This window comes from Pseudarthrobacter sp. SORGH_AS 212, assembly GCF_030818145.1.
GTDB lineage: Bacteria > Actinomycetota > Actinomycetes > Actinomycetales > Micrococcaceae > Arthrobacter.
Genome location: NZ_JAUTAA010000001.1, coordinates 3,722,707 through 3,739,075, shown reverse-complemented (window position 1 = coordinate 3,739,075; position 16,369 = coordinate 3,722,707). Strand labels below are relative to the sequence as shown.

The 16,369-nt window shown below is 65.9% G+C and carries 14 protein-coding genes, 1 pseudogene and 1 riboswitch; of the genes and pseudogenes, 13 read left to right on the top strand and 2 right to left on the bottom strand.

The window, feature by feature from the left end; all coding sequences use genetic code 11:
* The first annotated feature begins 446 nt into the window (after positions 1-446).
* The 4 genes and pseudogenes from QE394_RS17130 (at position 447) to QE394_RS17115 (ending at position 6,522) form a co-directional block, all read left to right on the top strand.
* Positions 447-4,248 (top strand): annotated as a pseudogene (locus QE394_RS17130) (multifunctional oxoglutarate decarboxylase/oxoglutarate dehydrogenase thiamine pyrophosphate-binding subunit/dihydrolipoyllysine-residue succinyltransferase subunit).
* A 149-nt stretch (positions 4,249-4,397) separates the two neighbouring features.
* Positions 4,398-4,997, top strand: a complete 600-nt coding sequence (locus QE394_RS17125; protein ID WP_056085096.1) for a GDSL-type esterase/lipase family protein — start codon at positions 4,398-4,400, stop codon at positions 4,995-4,997.
* A gap of 83 nt (positions 4,998-5,080) precedes the next feature.
* The gene (locus tag QE394_RS17120) at positions 5,081-5,908 is read left to right on the top strand and encodes a DUF4097 domain-containing protein (protein ID WP_261619216.1); all 828 of its coding nucleotides are present in this window, start codon (positions 5,081-5,083) and stop codon (positions 5,906-5,908) included.
* Positions 5,908-6,522, top strand: coding sequence for a PadR family transcriptional regulator (locus QE394_RS17115; RefSeq protein ID WP_349035125.1), 615 nt, complete (start codon positions 5,908-5,910; stop codon positions 6,520-6,522). The genes QE394_RS17120 and QE394_RS17115 overlap by 1 nt, the downstream gene beginning before the upstream one ends.
* Before the next feature lie 354 nt (positions 6,523-6,876).
* On the opposite strand, the gene rsrA is transcribed toward QE394_RS17115, so the two are convergent.
* A complete protein-coding gene (gene rsrA, locus QE394_RS17110) occupies positions 6,877-7,137 on the bottom strand; it encodes a mycothiol system anti-sigma-R factor (RefSeq protein ID WP_056085089.1) in 261 nt (86 codons plus the stop codon).
* Positions 7,134-7,898, bottom strand: coding sequence for a sigma-70 family RNA polymerase sigma factor (locus QE394_RS17105; RefSeq protein WP_235501605.1), 765 nt, complete (start codon positions 7,896-7,898; stop codon positions 7,134-7,136). The genes rsrA and QE394_RS17105 overlap by 4 nt, the downstream gene beginning before the upstream one ends.
* Positions 7,899-8,193: 295 nt before the next feature.
* On the opposite strand from QE394_RS17105, the gene QE394_RS17100 reads away from it, so the two are divergent.
* The 9 genes from QE394_RS17100 to QE394_RS17060 all read left to right on the top strand — a co-directional run bounded on the left by QE394_RS17100 (position 8,194) and on the right by QE394_RS17060 (position 16,323).
* A complete protein-coding gene (locus QE394_RS17100; RefSeq protein ID WP_056085088.1) occupies positions 8,194-8,742 on the top strand; it encodes a DoxX family protein in 549 nt (182 codons plus the stop codon).
* Between the two features lie 5 nt (positions 8,743-8,747).
* Complete coding sequence (gene aroA / locus QE394_RS17095; protein WP_268157049.1) at positions 8,748-10,175, top strand: 3-phosphoshikimate 1-carboxyvinyltransferase; 1,428 nt, start codon at positions 8,748-8,750, stop codon at positions 10,173-10,175.
* Positions 10,159-11,274, top strand: a complete 1,116-nt coding sequence (locus QE394_RS17090; RefSeq protein WP_261619214.1) for a ribosome small subunit-dependent GTPase A — start codon at positions 10,159-10,161, stop codon at positions 11,272-11,274. Before aroA ends, QE394_RS17090 begins: the two co-directional genes overlap by 17 nt.
* Before the next feature lie 61 nt (positions 11,275-11,335).
* The gene (gene hisN / locus QE394_RS17085; RefSeq protein ID WP_015937565.1) at positions 11,336-12,148 is read left to right on the top strand and encodes a histidinol-phosphatase; all 813 of its coding nucleotides are present in this window, start codon (positions 11,336-11,338) and stop codon (positions 12,146-12,148) included.
* Between the two features lie 161 nt (positions 12,149-12,309).
* A riboswitch (SAM riboswitch) is annotated at positions 12,310-12,423 on the top strand.
* A 38-nt stretch (positions 12,424-12,461) separates the two neighbouring features.
* Positions 12,462-13,880: an aminotransferase class V-fold PLP-dependent enzyme gene (locus QE394_RS17080; RefSeq protein ID WP_349035124.1), complete on the top strand. Its 1,419-nt coding sequence runs from the start codon at positions 12,462-12,464 to the stop codon at positions 13,878-13,880.
* Positions 13,881-13,957: 77 nt separating this feature from the next.
* Positions 13,958-14,716, top strand: a complete 759-nt coding sequence (locus QE394_RS17075) for a methyltransferase domain-containing protein (protein WP_349035123.1) — start codon at positions 13,958-13,960, stop codon at positions 14,714-14,716.
* A gap of 45 nt (positions 14,717-14,761) precedes the next feature.
* Positions 14,762-15,475, top strand: a complete 714-nt coding sequence (locus tag QE394_RS17070; RefSeq protein WP_056085076.1) for a metal-dependent transcriptional regulator — start codon at positions 14,762-14,764, stop codon at positions 15,473-15,475.
* A gap of 15 nt (positions 15,476-15,490) precedes the next feature.
* Positions 15,491-15,925 carry a CrcB family protein gene (locus QE394_RS17065; protein ID WP_056085074.1) on the top strand — a complete coding sequence of 145 codons (435 nt, stop codon included), beginning with the start codon at positions 15,491-15,493 and terminating at the stop codon, positions 15,923-15,925.
* Positions 15,922-16,323 (top strand): CrcB family protein, encoded by a 402-nt coding sequence (locus QE394_RS17060; protein ID WP_056085072.1) that lies wholly within the window; start codon positions 15,922-15,924, stop codon positions 16,321-16,323. The genes QE394_RS17065 and QE394_RS17060 overlap by 4 nt, the downstream gene beginning before the upstream one ends.
* Positions 16,324-16,369 lie beyond the last annotated feature (46 nt).

Genomic DNA, 16,369 nt, shown 5'->3' with positions numbered 1-16,369 from the left:
AGCGGATGCCCTGTCCCCGGGGAATTCGACCGGGGAGGCCGACAGCAGATGATGGGCGCGTGTTCGGGGTTTGCCGGCTCTGCGGGTAGGCTGTGCGGCGCTGTGGTTCCTGCTCCGCTGACAGCCCCCAGGCCGGCACCTAGATTTACTGTCCATAAGGATTTCAGTCTACAGGAGCCCCTGTCCCCGGCCCGTTCCCCGGCAACGGCAGCGGACTCCCGAACCCCATACCCGGGGACACCGTCCAGGGTCTCTTCCAGCCGCCATAATCAACGCCCCGAACGTCACTTCATGATTTGGGTCACCCTTATTGGCAGATACCACATTGGGGTTACTAGACTTGCAGAGGTCTGGGTTCAGAGGACTCAGGGAAACCGGTCCGTCAGAGTGCTGTAGCACCGTATGGCCGGCAGAGAAATCAAACTCATGGAAGAGGCGTATTTCAAGTGCCAGAGCAGCCAAGCCACCGTCTACCAGAGGAATTTGGCGGGAACGAGTGGCTCGTTGATGAACTGTACGAGCAGTATCAGCAGGACAAGAACGCTGTGGATGCCAAATGGTGGCCGCTGTTTGAATCGTTCGACTCAGGCAGCAGTTCTTCTTCCAACGGACACTCGGCGAATGCCGCAGCGAACCCTCCCACAACCAAGATGCCAATTGTGAACGCGGCACCTGCAGCACCGGCACCGTCGCCGGCCGCCGCACCGCCTGCGCCCGCAGCAGCACCGGCCGCAGCACCCGCGGCACCGGCACCTGCGAAAAAGGCGCCCGCTACGGAAGCGCGCGACGGCGGCCGGAAGCCCGCCGCCGGAGCCCAGCCCATCCCGGCCCAGCTGCCCAAGAACGTCAAGGCACCCACCGCTCCGGAAGAGGACGTCGTCTCCGTCCTCCGCGGACCGGCCAAGGCCATCGCCACCAACATGGTCACAAGCCTTGAGGTTCCCACCGCCACCAGCGTGCGCGCCATCCCGGCGAAGCTGCTCATCGACAACCGCGTGGTCATCAACTCGAACCTCGCCCGCGCCCGCGGCGGCAAGGTCTCCTTCACGCACCTCATCGGCTACGCCGTGATCCGTGCCCTCTCCCAGTTCCCGTCCATGAACGTGTATTACGACGAGGTGGACGGCAAGCCTGTCGCAGTCCAGCCGGCGCACGTCAACTTCGGCATCGCCATCGACATGCCCAAGCCTGACGGCACCCGGCTTCTGATGGTCCCGAACATCAAGAAGGCCGAAACCCTCAACTTCGCCGAGTTCTGGCACACGTATGAGGACCTGATCAAGCGTGCCCGCAACGGCAAGCTCACGGCCGATGACCACCAGGGCACCACCGTGTCCCTGACGAACCCCGGCGGCATCGGCACCGTGCACTCGGTTCCGCGCCTCTCCAAGGGCCAGGCCGCCATCATCGGCGTCGGCGCCCTCGATTACCCCGCCGAATTCCAGGGTGCCAGCGAAAAGATCATCGCCCAGAACGCCATCAGCAAGGTCCTCACCCTGACCTCGACGTACGACCACCGAGTCATCCAGGGCGCCGGCAGCGGCGAGTTCCTCAAGCTGGTCCACCAGCTGCTGCTGGGTGCGCAGAACTTCTACGACGAGATCTTCGAAGCACTGCGCATTCCCTACGAGCCCGTACGGTGGAGCCCCGACCTTCAGGTCGACCCAGCCGACGAGATCAACAAGGTTGCCCGGATCCAGCAGCTGATCCACTCGTTCCGCGTGCGCGGCCACCTGATGGCGGACACTGATCCGCTGGAGTACGTGCAGCGCAAGCACCCCGACCTCGATGTCCTGACCTACGGCCTGACCCTGTGGGACCTGGACCGCGAGTGGCCTACCGGTGGTTTCGGCGGCAAGCCGATGCTGAAGTTCCGCGACATCCTGGGTGTCCTCCGCGACGCTTACTGCCGCACCACCGGCATCGAGTACATGCACATCCAGGAGCCGGAAGAACGCAAGTGGTTCCAGGACCAGCTCGAGCACCCCTACTCGAAGCCCAGCCGCGAAGAGCAGCTTCGGATCGTCTCCCGGCTCAACGCCGCAGAAGCATTCGAAACCTTCCTGCAGACCAAGTTCGTCGGACAGAAGCGCTTCTCCCTCGAAGGCGGCGAATCGCTGATTCCGCTGCTCGACGCCGTTATTTCGGAAGCGGCCGACGACGGCCTCGACGAGGTCGCCATCGGCATGGCCCACCGCGGCCGCCTCAACGTCCTGACCAACATCGCCGGCAAGACCTACGCCCAGGTGTTCCGCGAATTTGAAGGTACGCAGGATCCCCGCTCCGTGCAGGGCTCGGGCGACGTCAAGTACCACCTCGGTACCGAGGGCACCTTCACGTCGGAGAACGGCGTCGAGACCAAGGTCTACCTGGCCGCAAACCCGTCCCACCTTGAAGCCGTGGACTCCGTCCTCGAAGGCATCGTGCGCGCCAAGCAGGACCGCCTGGATCAGGGCGAGGCCTTCCCCGTCCTGCCCATCATGGTCCACGGTGACGCCGCGTTCGCCGGCCAGGGCGTTGTCGCCGAGACGCTGAACCTGTCGCAGCTCCGCGGCTACCGCACCGGCGGCACCATCCACGTGGTGGTCAACAACCAGGTGGGGTTCACCACAGCGCCGTCGTCATCGCGTTCGTCCACCTACTCCACGGACGTCGCCAAGATGATCCAGGCACCGGTGTTCCACGTCAACGGCGACGACCCCGAGGCAGTGGTCCGCATCGGCCAGCTTGCCTACGAGTTCCGCCAGCGCTTCCACAAGGACGTTGTTATCGACATGGTGTGCTACCGCCGCCGCGGGCACAACGAAGGCGATGACCCTTCGATGACCCAGCCGATGATGTACAACCTGATCGAAGCCAAGCGCTCGGTCCGCAAGCTGTACACCGAGGCCCTCATCGGCCGCGGCGACATCACCGAGGAAGAAGCAGAGCAGCTGCTCCGCGACTACCAGGAGCGGCTGGAGCGCGTCTTCGCTGAAACGCACGCAGCGCAGACGTCCCCGATCCCGATCGTTACCGCTGACTCCGCAGCTGTCTCGGACATCGAGCGGCCCATCGCCCAGCAGTCCGATTTCGGCACGAACGCCCCGGCCAACACCGCTATCTCTGCAGACACCCTGGCCCGCATCGGCAAGGCACACGTCGAGATCCCTGAGGGCTTCACGGTGCACGCCAAGCTGAAGCAGCTGCTGGAGAAGCGCGAGCAGATGTCCCGCGAAGGCGGCATCGACTGGGGCTTCGGCGAAATCGCCGCGTTCGGCTCCCTGATCATGGAAGGCGTCCCGGTCCGGCTCGCCGGCCAGGACTCCCGCCGCGGCACCTTCGTGCAGCGCCACGCCGTGTTCCACGACCGCGCCAACGGCAACGAGTGGCTGCCCCTGGGCAACCTGTCTGATGACCAGGCCAAGCTGTGGATCTATGATTCGCTGCTCTCCGAATACGCGGCCATGGGCTTCGAATACGGCTACTCGGTGGAGCGTCCGGATGCGCTGGTCCTCTGGGAAGCGCAGTTCGGCGACTTCGTCAACGGCGCCCAGACCATCATCGACGAGTTCATCTCATCCGCAGAGCAGAAGTGGGGCCAGCGCTCCTCTCTGGTCCTGATGCTGCCGCACGGCTACGAGGGCCAGGGGCCGGACCACTCGTCCGCCCGTATCGAGCGGTTCCTCCAGATGTGCGCCGAAGAGAACATGATCGTGGCCAACCCCACCACCGCGGCGTCACACTTCCACCTGCTGCGCCGCCAGGCGTACAGCCGGCCGCGGAAGCCGCTGATCATCTTTACTCCCAAGCAGCTCCTGCGCCTGAAGGCCGCCGCGTCCTCCGTGGAGGACTTCACCACCGGGACCTTCCGCCCGGTGATCGCCGAGCACGAGCACCTGGATGCGAACGCCGTCGAACGCGTCCTCCTGGTGTCCGGCCGCCTGTACTACGATCTTCTGTCCACCCGCCAGAAGACCGGCGACAAGACCACCGCGATCGTCCGCGTTGAGCAGCTGTACCCGCTGCCGAGCGCCGACATTGCGGCCGAGCTTGCCAAGTACCCGAACGCCGAGGTTGTCTGGGCCCAGGACGAGCCCGCCAACCAGGGCCCCGTGGCCCTTCATTGGCCTGAACCTGCCGGACGCACTTGACCGCAGGGTCCGCCTGGTGTCCCGGCCCGCGTCGGCCTCGACGGCGGCCGGCTCGATGAAGCGGCACGCTGCTGAGCAGGATGTGCTCTTGAAGCAGGCATTTGCCCGGAAGTAGGCAGCGGGCTGCCCGGCCGGAGTCGAAATACCAGACTCTGGCCGGGCAGTTCTGTTTAATGGATGGACAGCGCCCTTTGTGTGCCGGTTGCAGCTCCAGGCGGCAACCGGAACGCACCGGCCGGTCAGTACGAACGTTAAGAGGATCGTGTGGAAGACAGGAAGCTGCGCATAGCAGCTGTAGGAGACGAACTGCTGGCCGGACTGGGAGACCCCCGCGCGCTGGGTTGGCTGGGGCGTGTCCTTGCCCGGACGCCACAGGACGGCATGCTGCTGGAAAGCTATGCCTTGCCCTGCCCCCAGGAAGGCACCGAGGGGTTGGCCGCCCGTTGGCTGGGCGAGGCCGGGCGGCGTTTCAGCGACCAGGCGGAGAACCGGCTGGTCATCGGGCTGTCGGGCCGCGACATTGAGTTTGGCCTGTCCACGGCACGGAGCCGGCTTAACCTCGCCAACATCCTCGACTCCGCCTCGCAGAACCGGATCGAGGTCTTCGTCGTGGGCCCGCCGCCCACCCTGGACCCCGCCCAAAACCGGCGCCTGGACGAGCTGAACACTGCCTTCGCCGATGTCACCACCCGCCGGAAGCACCTGTACGTGGACACCTTCTCCCCCTTGCTCAACCATGAGCAGTGGCGCCAGGACCTCGCCGCCAATGGCGGAACTCCCGGGCAGGCTGGCTATGGACTCATGGCCTGGTTGGTCCTGCACCGCGGCTGGTTCCAGTGGCTGCGGATCAGCGCCCCGGAGTAGCCAGGCTTCGCGATATATCTTGACCGGCCCCGGCCCCCCGCGTACGCTGGATGCAACCGCGATATATCGTCTTTGGAGGGGAAATGGCTGAGCAGAGCTGGACAGTCAACAGTCCGCAAACCATCGATGTCGACGCCGTGACGTCGCTGAAGCTCGGCATGGTCAGCGGCAGGTTCGATGTTGTGACCCACGAAGAGCCGGTGACCCGCGTTGAGATCTCCCAGGTTGAGGGGGACCCCGTCGCGGTCTCGGTGGTGGACGGCAGGCTTGAGATCCGCCACCAGCTGCACGGCCCCCAAGGCTGGTTCAAGAACCTGATGGGCACAGTCAGCCACCACAGCGACAATTCCGCGATCATCAGCATCGCAGTCCCGGAAAATGTGGAAGTTGAGGCAGGCACCGTCAGCGGCGACGGACTGGTGTCCGGCATCTCCGGACACACCAGGCTGAACACCGTCTCGGGATCGGTCATGGCGGACGGCACGGCCGGTGAGCTGCACGTCAATACCGTCAGCGGGGATGTGACCGCCCGGAGCCACTCCGGCGTGCTGACCGCGAAGAGCGTTTCCGGCGAGGTCACCGTTTCCGGCACCCTCAGCCACGTCCGGGCCAACACGGTCAGTGGGGACCTCAGCTTCGACCTGCACGGTTTTACCGAGGATTTTGGTTCCAACTCGGTTTCCGGGGACCTGACGATCCGGCTACCGCATGATGTCGGCGTGGACATCGTGGCCAAATCGGCCAGTGGCGCGGTGGTCATCAACAACCACCGGTATGCCCAGGTGGGCGGCAAGGTGGAAACAATCGCCGGGCCGGACCGCCAACTGATGCTGGTCCGGACAAATTCGATCTCCGGCACCACATCGATCTTCCACGGGGCGGAGCGCGGTAACGCGGAAGCAGGGCTCTGATGCCCCCGGTATTCGCACACGGCGCCCTCCGCCTGTATCTCCTTGCACTTCTGGAGTCAGGGCCGAAACACGGCTATGAGCTCATCAAGGCCCTGAAAGACAGGTTTGGCGGCACCTACTCCCCCAGCGCAGGCACCATCTACCCCCGTCTCGGCAAGCTTGAGGAGGAAGGGCTGGTTTCCACTGAAACCGCCGGCAGGAGGACCAATTACCGCATCACCGAGTCCGGCCTTGCCGAGCTGGAGAGCCGCCGCGACGAACTGGCCGGGGTCGAGAACGAGATCTCGGCCTCCGTGCGCCGGCTGGCCGACAATCTCCGGGAAGACATCCGAAGCAACATGCGCGGCCTCCGCGCGGACCTTGCAGCCACGGCAGAGGCCGCCCGCGCCACCGCCACCGCTGCGGAGTTCCGGGGCAGGAGCGGACGAACGCCGGCCGAGGGAAACCGGTCGCTGAAGGAAGCGGAAATGATGCTGCAGGCCTTCCGCGACGACCTCCGGCGGGAGCTGCGGCTGAAGGCGGGCAAGGAGCCGCTCAGCCCCGTGGCACTGGAGACAGTCCGCACCGTCCTGGAGCAAGCCAGGATCGTCGTACTGAACTCCCTGGCGCGCTAGCAGCGGCCGCAGCCGCCTGATCCAGCTGCAGGTCATGAGGCGGTGCCGGTTCGCGGCGGGTCTGATCATGTGGGAGACTGGAGGGCAGCTCTTTTGAGTACCGAAAGTAAGGAGGCCAGCTATGAGCAAGCGTGCACGCAAGCGTCGTGACCGTAAGCGTGGCGGCGCGAACCACGGGAAGCGCCCCAACACCTAGGCAACAGCCAGGTACCACGGTTCAAGTGAAAGACCCCGGACGCCAATCGGCTCCCGGGGTCTTTTACTGTTTAACTTGCTGCTGCTTCCCACACCCAACGTATCCAGTTGAGGGCGGTGGCGTCGCGGCGCGTGGTCAGCGCACCGCTGTGTCCCTGGCTAGGCGTCCACGGGCCTGATGGCGTGAATGCGGTCCAGAATGGCGTTCTTGAGGTTGTCCGGGGCCGCTTCGGTGCAGGAGCGCTTCACCATGTTCCGGATGACGCACTCGAGGTCATACTGCTCCGTGCATTCCGGGCACTCGTCGAGGTGGTTCTTGATCTCTGTGATGTCCTCACGGGTCAGCGCACCATCGAGGTACTCATAGATGCGTTGCATCCGGGCGTCGTCGCAATCGCCCAATCCCTGGCAGTCGCTCATTTCCTGCTCTCCTGTTGTTTGGTGTCGGCCGCGGCCTGCGATTCCACGCCCGTCTTGAATCCGCGCTCCGCGGCGTACTCCGCGAGCATGTCCCGCAACATCTTCCGGCCGCGGTGCAGCCGGGACATCACCGTTCCAATAGGGGTGTTCATGATGTCGGAAATTTCCTTGTATGCGAACCCCTCGACATCCGCGAAGTACACGGCAAGCCGGAACTCCTCGGGAATGCTCTGAAGGGCTCGTTTTACGTCGGAGTCCGGAAGGTGGTCCAACGCCTCTGCCTCGGCGGAACGGAGTCCGCTTGAGGTGTGCGACTCGGCCCGCGCCAACTGCCAGTCCTCGATGGTGTCCGAGTTGGACTGAAGGGGCTCGCGCTGCCGCTTGCGGTACAGATTGATGTAGGTGTTTGTCAGAATCCGGTACAGCCAGGCTTTCAGGTTTGTTCCCGGCTTGTACTGGTGGAAGGCCGAAAATGCTTTGGTGTAAGCCTCCTGCACCAGGTCCTCAGCGTCGGACGGGTTCCGGGCCATCCGCATGGCGGCGGAGTAAAGCTGGTCGACGTACTGCATGGCATCACGCTCAAAACGGAGCCTGCGTTCCTCCACCGATTCGGCGGAAACATCCAGGCCGTTACCGCCCGAATCGCCGGCAGGTACGTCCCGGGTTTCCCCGCTGCCTGCCGGCACCGCAGCGTTTCCGCCCTTAGCTTCAGCGCTGGACGCTTCATACATGGCCGAAACGGCCGGATCCAAGGTACTCATTGCCTTCAAGTCTACTGTCAGGCTCTTCGTCCCGGCGCTGCCGTACTCCGGCAACGCGTCCGATACCAGGTCCAGTGCCACCGGCCCTGGAGCACCTACTCCGTCCAACACCCTCGCCAAGGCCCAACTCCGCTCTCTGTCCGGTGTCCCGATCTGCTGCTTGCTTTCGGGACCAGCCCCCTGTGCGGACCCATGAGCCATAACCGCCGGCCTTGGGCAAATATTCCCTAAAAGTGCAAGACTAGAACGGACTTACGCCGCTGCCGATGCGGTTCGTCCAGCCAGGAGGAAATCCATGTCCTTTGTCCGCACGCTCGCCCGCCCCATGCTGGCTTCCAGCTTCGTCATTGCAGGATTGGACAAGCTCAAGAACGCCGACGACACTGCCCAGCAGTTGTCTCCCCTGCTCCGCAAGGCGGCGGCGTCCCTGCCTTTCCAAACGGACGAGAAGACCCTCGCCCGGGTGATCGGAGGAACCCAGGTGGGCGCGGGAGTGCTCTTTGGACTGGGCAAGTTCTCCCGGGTTTCCGCCACCGTCCTGACGGTGGTCTCGCTGCTTAACACATTCGTTGAATGGCGCAGCGCGGACATCAGCAGCAAGGAAGGCCGCGAAGCCCGCCGGGGCAGGCTGCTCAAGAACCTGTCGCTCAGCGGCGGCGCACTGCTGGCTTCGGTTGACACCGCAGGCAGGCCCGGACTGGCGTGGCGCGCGGAACACCTGGCAGCCGACGCCCGCAAGGGTGCCGCCCACCTCGCCGCGGATGCGCGCAAGACCACGAACAAGAAGCTGACCAAAGCAGACAAGGCCGTGCGCCGCGCCGTGGAGCAGGCTACGGGGGCCTAAAGGACATGATCGCTGCAGCCGCTGCCCGGAATGACTCCGGAACGACTGTCCCCCACTGGCCGGCACCCTACGCAGGCCGTCCGGTAGACGCCACCGTCACGGTTCCCGGCTCAAAGTCCCTGACCAACAGGTATCTTGTCCTGGCTGCCTTGGCTGACGGGCCGTCGCGGTTGCGGGCGCCCCTGCATTCCCGGGATTCGGTCCTGATGATCGAGGCGCTGCGCCAGCTGGGCGCCACGATTACCGAGGTTCCCGGGGACGGCGCCTTCGGCCCCGACCTTGAGGTAGTTCCGCTGCAGCACCAGGACCATGGAGGACAGGAGGACGCAGCGGGCACCGCGGTGCACATCGACTGCGGCCTTGCCGGCACCGTCATGCGCTTCGTTCCACCACTCGCTGCGCTGCGCAGCGGTGCCAGCACGTTCGACGGCGACCCGCACGCACGCAAGCGCCCCATGGGGACGATCATCGAGGCCCTGAAAGCCCTTGGCGTCAATGTCTCGGCGGAAGATGGCGGCACTCCCGCGTCGCTGCCATTTGTCGTCGAAGGAACCGGAGAAGTCCGCGGCGGGCATCTGGTCATCGACGCCAGTGCGTCCTCGCAGTTCGTCTCCGCACTCCTGCTGGTCGGTGCACGATTTACCGAAGGCCTGCACCTGGAGCACGTCGGCAAGCCGGTGCCGAGCCTCGACCACATCAATATGACGGTGGCCGTGCTCCGCGGCGCCGGTGTGCAGGTGGACGATTCCGTTCCCAACCACTGGGTGGTCTCTCCGGGACCCATCCGTGCCTTTGACCAGCAGATCGAACAGGACCTTTCCAATGCTGGTCCGTTCCTGGCCGCCGCCCTCGCATCCGGAGGAACCGTCAGGATCCCGGGCTGGCCGGAGCAGACGCAGCAGGTAGGCGACCTGTGGCGCAGCATCCTGGCCCGGATGGGCGCAGAAGTAACACTGCTGGAGGGGGTGTTGACGGTCCGGGGCGGTCCCGAGATCAAAGGGGCGGATTTCGCCGACACCAGCGAGCTGGCGCCAACAGTGGCCGCGCTGTGTGCCCTGGCCACCGGCCCCTCCCGCCTGAGCGGCATCGCCCACCTCCGGGGGCATGAAACGGACAGGCTCGCCGCACTGGTCACCGAGATCAACCGCCTGGGCGGCGACGCGGAGGAAACCAGCGACGGCCTGGTCATCCGCCCGGCAAAGCTGCATGCCGGCGTCGTCCACAGCTATGCCGACCACCGCATGGCCACTGCCGGGGCAATCCTCGGCCTCGCCGTCGAGGGGGTCCAGGTGGAAGACATCGCGACGACGGCCAAAACCATGCCGGACTTCCCGCGGCTGTGGACGGGCATGCTCGCGCAGCAGGGCACGGCCCCTGCCACACAAGGCTCCGAAAACGGAGCGGGAGGTTCGGCCGGTGCCGCGGAGGACTGACTCCTGGGACGAATCCGACGTCCGGATCCGGCCCAACAAGAAGGGCACCCGGCCGCGCACGAAGGACCGCCCCAGCCACGACGACGCCGTAACAGGCCGCATCATCACCGTCGACCGCGGGCGCTACACCGCCGTCGTTGACGAAGACTCCGGCGATGAACGGACAGTCATTGCCGCGCGGGCGCGGGAGCTGCGCCGGAACCCGGTGGTTGCCGGCGATTTCGTCTCCCTCGTCGGCGACGTGTCCGGGGATCCCAACACCCTGGCGAGGCTCGTCAAAATCCAGGACCGCACCACCCTCCTGCGCCGCAGTGCAGACGACACTGACCCCGTGGAACGTGCCGTCGTGGCCAACGCCGACCAGCTGGTGGTAGTGGTGGCAGCAGCCAACCCCGAGCCCCGCACAGGGTTCATCGACCGCGCCCTCGTGGCAGCGTACGACGCCGGCATCGAGCCGATCCTGCTGGTCACCAAAGCGGACGTGAAGGATCCCGGCGAGTTCCTGGCCAACTACACGCACCTTGACTTCCCGGTCATCATCAGCCGGACCGCCGACCTGAAGGCGTCAGGCATTGACGCGCGCTCCGATGACGGGTTGTCGGCCCGGCTGGACAGTGACGCTGTTGCCGGGCTCAGGGCCCACCTGGGCGGCAAGGTCACTGTGATGCTGGGGCACTCCGGCGTCGGCAAATCCACCATGGTGAACGCCCTGACCGGTGCGGAACGGGCCACCGGCGGTGTGAATGCGGTAACCGGACGGGGACGGCACACGTCGTCGTCAGCCCTTGCCCTGCGCCTGGCCGACGCCCCACCCGGCAGCTGGATCATCGACACCCCCGGCATCCGGTCATTTGGCCTTGCCCACGTGGATCCGGACCGGATCCTGAGGTCATTCCCGGATCTTTCGCCGGGCACTGATGATTGCGAACGCGGCTGCAAGCACACCGCCGCTGCCGTCAACTGCGGGCTCGACGCCTGGGTGGCCGGCGGACACGCAGGACCCACCGGTGAAGCGCGCCTGGCTTCGCTCCGGCGGCTCCTGGGCACCGATCCCAGGATGGAAGCCCAGGAGGCCAAGGAGCTCGGCACCATCAGCTGACAGCACCAACCGGCACGGCCGACCTCCCGGCAGAAACGGCGCCAGACGGTAGTTTGGAACCATGATCCAACCCGCTTCGACCTATAACGACGACCTGCGCCTGGCCCATGTCCTGGCCGACTCCGTGGATGACCAGACCATGAGCCGCTTCAAGGCGCAGGACCTCCACGTGGAGACCAAGCCCGACCTGACGCCGGTCACCGATGCGGACAAAGCCGCCGAGGAAGCCATCCGCGGCCAGCTCTCACGTTCCCGGCCACGCGACGCTGTGCTGGGCGAAGAGTTCGGCAGCACCGGCCACGGCTCCCGGCGGTGGATCATCGATCCCATCGACGGCACCAAGAACTTCGTCCGCGGAGTTCCCGTCTGGGCCACGCTCATCGCCCTCGTTGATGAGGGCGAGCCGGTGGTTGGCGTTGTCAGCGCACCCGCCCTGGGTAAGCGGTGGTGGGCCGCCAAAGGCATGGGGGCTTACATGGGCCGATCCCTTGCGTCGGCCACCCGGCTCCGGGTCTCGGACGTTTCCACCCTGTCCGACGCTTCGCTGTCCTATTCCAGCCTGGGCGGCTGGAAGGAACGCGGCAACCTGGACGACTTCCTGGGCCTGACTGAGGACGTCTGGCGCACGCGCGCTTACGGCGATTTCTGGTCCTACTGCATGGTGGCCGAAGGATCGGTGGACATCGCCTGCGAGCCCGAGCTGAACCTTTATGACATGGCCGCCCTCGTGCCCATCGTGGTGGAGGCAGGCGGCCGCTTCACTTCGCTCGAAGGTGAGGACGGGCCGTTCGGCGGGAACGCCCTGGCCACCAATTCCATCCTGCACACCGAAGTGCTGCACCGGCTCAACCCCGGACTGGACGACCTGCTGTAAGCCGGCCTCCTTCCGAACAATCGACCGCGGGCGCCTCCAAAAGGGGGCGCCCGCCGTCGTATTCTTCGGAGAAAGTCCCGTTTCCGGGCCGCGCGTAACAAAGGCCTTAACAATCCCCCCGGCTTCGGACCGGGCCGCCTGATGTTCTATGGTTTTATCCAGGTCACGAGTGCCAGCGCTAAACCCCGGTTTGCTGGCCGGCAACCCTCCATTCGCGGTGGGGTGCCCCGGGTGACGACCAGGCCGGTCCGGAGCGGATGCGGCAAGCGCGGATTCCAGCACAGCCGGAGTCCTGTCCTGAAGTGAGGTCTCCATGACTACTGCCGTCGACTCCCCCATTACCGCCATCGCCGCCGGGAACGTTCCTGACGAACGACTGGCCGCCGCCGGACGTCCGCTTTCAGCGGTTACAGGCGCCGAAATCCTGGCCCCGTTGATCTCCGGCGGGCACGTCCGCTACGCCAACCTTGACTACGGGGCCTCCGCCCCGGCCCTGACCGTGGTGTCGGCCTACCTCAACGAGATCCTGCCGTTCTACGCCAGCGTCCACCGCGGTGCCGGATACGCATCGCAGATCAGCACTTCGGTCTACGAGAACGCGCGCAACATCGTCCGCGAGTTCGTCGGCGGGCGCCCCGACGATTCCGTGATCTTCACCAGGAACACCACCGATTCCCTCAACCTGCTGGCCGGCTGCCTCCCCGGCACCGACGGCGAACCCGCCGGTGACGTCCTCTACCTGGACATCGAACACCACGCCAACCTGCTGCCGTGGCAGGGTGTCCCCCACCGGAGCATCGTCGCCGCCGACACGATCGCCGGGACCATCGATTCCGTGCGCACCGAGCTTGAGCAGGGCGGCGTCAGCCTCCTGGCCGTGACCGGCGCCTCCAACGTCACCGGCGAAATCCTGCCCATCAGGGAGCTTGCCGCCCTCGCCCACCGTCACGGTGCGCGCATCGTGGTGGACGCGGCCCAGCTGGCGCCGCACCGCCGCGTGGACATCAGCGCCGACGACGTCGACTACCTTGCCTTCTCCGGGCACAAGCTCTACGCACCGTTTGGCGCGGGCGTCCTGGTGGGCCGCCCGGACTGGCTCGACGCCGGAACTCCGCACCTCGCCGGCGGTGGCGCCGTCAAGGAGGCAAAGCTCGACGGCGTCAGCTGGGCCATCGGCCCGGCCCGCCATGAGGGCGGCTCCCCCAACGTACTGGGTGCGGCTACCTTGGCGCGGGCAACACAGGTTATCGCGAGCCTGGACCAGGACCGCTGGCACGCCCACGAGTCGGCCATCCGTTCCTACCTGGTGGAAGGCCTGCAGGCGATCGACGGCGTCACGGTGCACCAGATCTTCAAGGACACCGATCCTGACAAGGACACCATCGGGGTGGTGAACTTCTCTGTGGCGGGTTACGACGCCGGCCTGGTAGCCGCCTACTTGTCCGCCGAACACGGCGTGGGACTCCGCGATGGCCGCTTCTGCGCCCACCCGCTGCTGAAGCGCCTGGGGCTGCCATCGGGATCGCTGCGTGCAAGCTTTGGAGTGGGCTCCCGGCTGGAAGATGCCCAGCGGCTCCTCGCAGGCATTGAAAAGCTCCGCCGGGACGGGCTCGGCTGGGACTACGTGGTCGATGCCGGCCGATGGGTGCCGGCCAACGACACCAGGACCTACCCCCACTGGGCACCGAACACCCCGGGAACGGCCGGCGCAGCGCCCTGCATCGACGACTGACCGCCGGGAGCCGGCACCCGGGTGCATGCTGTAAATTCGGACGGTACCCGCAGGGAATCAGCTGAAGGAGGCCGCACGTGGTTCGGGGTGGGCCCAAGCTCGATCACGGGCGGCGCCGGGAGCTCGGCCAGAGCTTCCAGGACGGCGGCAAGCACTATGACAAGGTCCGTCCGGGGTATCCGGCGGAGTCGGCACGGTGGCTGGTGCCCGCAGGCGCCCATGATGCGCTCGACGTCGGCGCAGGGACAGGCAAATTCACTGACCTGCTGCTGGCGCTCGGATTGTCCGTGACCGCCGTCGATCCCTCCGCGGACATGCTGGCGCAACTCTCCGCCCAATACCCGGCAGCTGCTGCCCTGCGCGGCACCGCCGAGGCCACCGGGCTCGATGACGCAAGTTTCGACGTCGTCAGCGTTGCCCAGGCCTGGCACTGGTGTGACGCCCTCGCGGCCAGCACGGAACTTGCCAGGGTCCTCCGTCCGCAGGGAACGCTGGGACTGGTGTGGAACCAGCTGGACACCTCGGTACCGTGGGTGCACCGGCTTTCCCGCATCATGCATGCCGGGGACGTCTACAAGCCCGGGCAGCGGCCACTGGTGGGCCCGGAGTTCGAGGGCCTCGAAGGACACGTGACCCGCTGGCAGGATCCTGTCACCCCTGCCGACCTGATGGAACTGACCAAATCCCGGAGCTATTACCTCAGGGCCAACGAACAGACCCGGGCCAAAGTCCTGGCGAACCTCACGTGGTACCTCCATGAGCATCTGGGGCATGCCGAGGGTGAAGAACTCAGCCTCCCCTACCTGACGTTGTCCTGGCGCGCCGTCCGCGCGTGAGACGCGGATCCCGGCCGCGTCCCGCCAAAGGGTAGGCTTGAACGTGTGAAGACCAGCGCGCCCTCCTCCTCCATTGAGGACTACGTCAAGGTGGTCTATTCGTTCACGGAATGGCAGGACAAGCCCATCACGTCCTCCCAGCTGGCACAGCGCCTGGGAGTGGCAAATTCTTCAGTCTCGGAGATGGTCCGCAAGCTGAAGGACCAGGGGCTGGTGGACCACAAGCCCTACAGCGCGATTACCCTCACGGATGCCGGACTCCGGCTTGCACTGTCCATGGTGCGCCGCCACCGGCTCATCGAAACGTACCTTGTCCAGCAGCTGGGCTACAGCTGGGATGAAGTCCACGACGAAGCCGAACTGCTGGAACACGCTGTCTCTGACACCTTTATCGACCGGGTGTCAGCGCAGCTGGGCCACCCGGACCGGGACCCGCATGGTGATCCCATTCCCACGGCCGACGGCAAGGTCCACATGCCCGTTGCCCGCCTCCTGGGCGAACTCGACGAGGGCCACACAGGCCGGATCACCCGCATCAGCGACGACAACCCTGAGCTGCTGCGCTACCTTGCGGCCGAAGAGATCGATCTTGATTCCGGGGTTGAAATCCTGGGACGGCGGCCCTTCGGAGGTGCCCTGATCGTGCGGATCAGCAATGCCGGCGGAACCAGGGAATTTGATCTCGCCGACGAGGTCACCTCCGCACTGTGGGTGCACACCGGCCACCCCCACGAGGGTTGCACCCTGACGGAGTCCTGACATGCGCAGGGCCGGATGAGGGAGACGTGGATTCCGTCGGGCCGTGCCTGGCTGGCTGTTGCCGCCGGCGGCCTCGTTGGTTCTGAACTCCGGTACGGACTGGGCCTGGCCTTCCCCGACCCCGCGGGGTCCGTGCCCTGGACAACGCTCTGGATCAACGTCGTCGGCAGTTTTGTCCTGGCCGCCCTGACCACCACCTGGATGGCGCGGCCGCAGACCGCATTCTGGCTCCGTGCCGGTCTGGGGCCGGGACTGCTTGGGTCCTTCACGACGTTTTCGGCGGTGGTGTTTGCCGTGGACCAGCTGGCGCGGGAGGGGCAGCATGTGCTGTGGATCGCTTACCTGGGTCTCTCCTTGCTGCTGGGCCTGCTCTCGGCGGCGCTGGGCTGGCGCCTGGGCAGGCTCACCGGGCGGTTGTCCGCGCGGGGCGGCTCCGGGAGCCGGCAGTGATCAGCGCCGCGTTGGTGGGAATTTTCGGTATCTCCGGTGCACTCCTGAGGTTCGCCACGGACAGCTGGTTCGCCCACCACAGCTCCCGGCGCACCGTACGGCCGGGACTGTCGAAGGAGCGGCTCCACTGGCCTTGGGCAACACTGGTGGTCAACGTGGCAGGCTCCTTCATCATCGGAATCTCGTACGGCCTCACGGCGCAGCTTGGGCTGGGGCACGAATGGAGCATTGGCCTTGCGACGGGCTTTGCAGGCGGCCTGACGACCTTCAGTTCCTGGACCACTGCCACGGTGCGTCTGCTCGGAGAGGCAAGGTTCGGAGCCGCAGCCATGAACGTCGCAGTGAACCTGGTACTGGGCCTTGGCGCTGCCGCCGCCGGCGTCGCGTTGGTGTCCTGAGGGCCCGTCCCGTCCGTGGCGGCCTTTCCCGTTCACGTATTGTGGA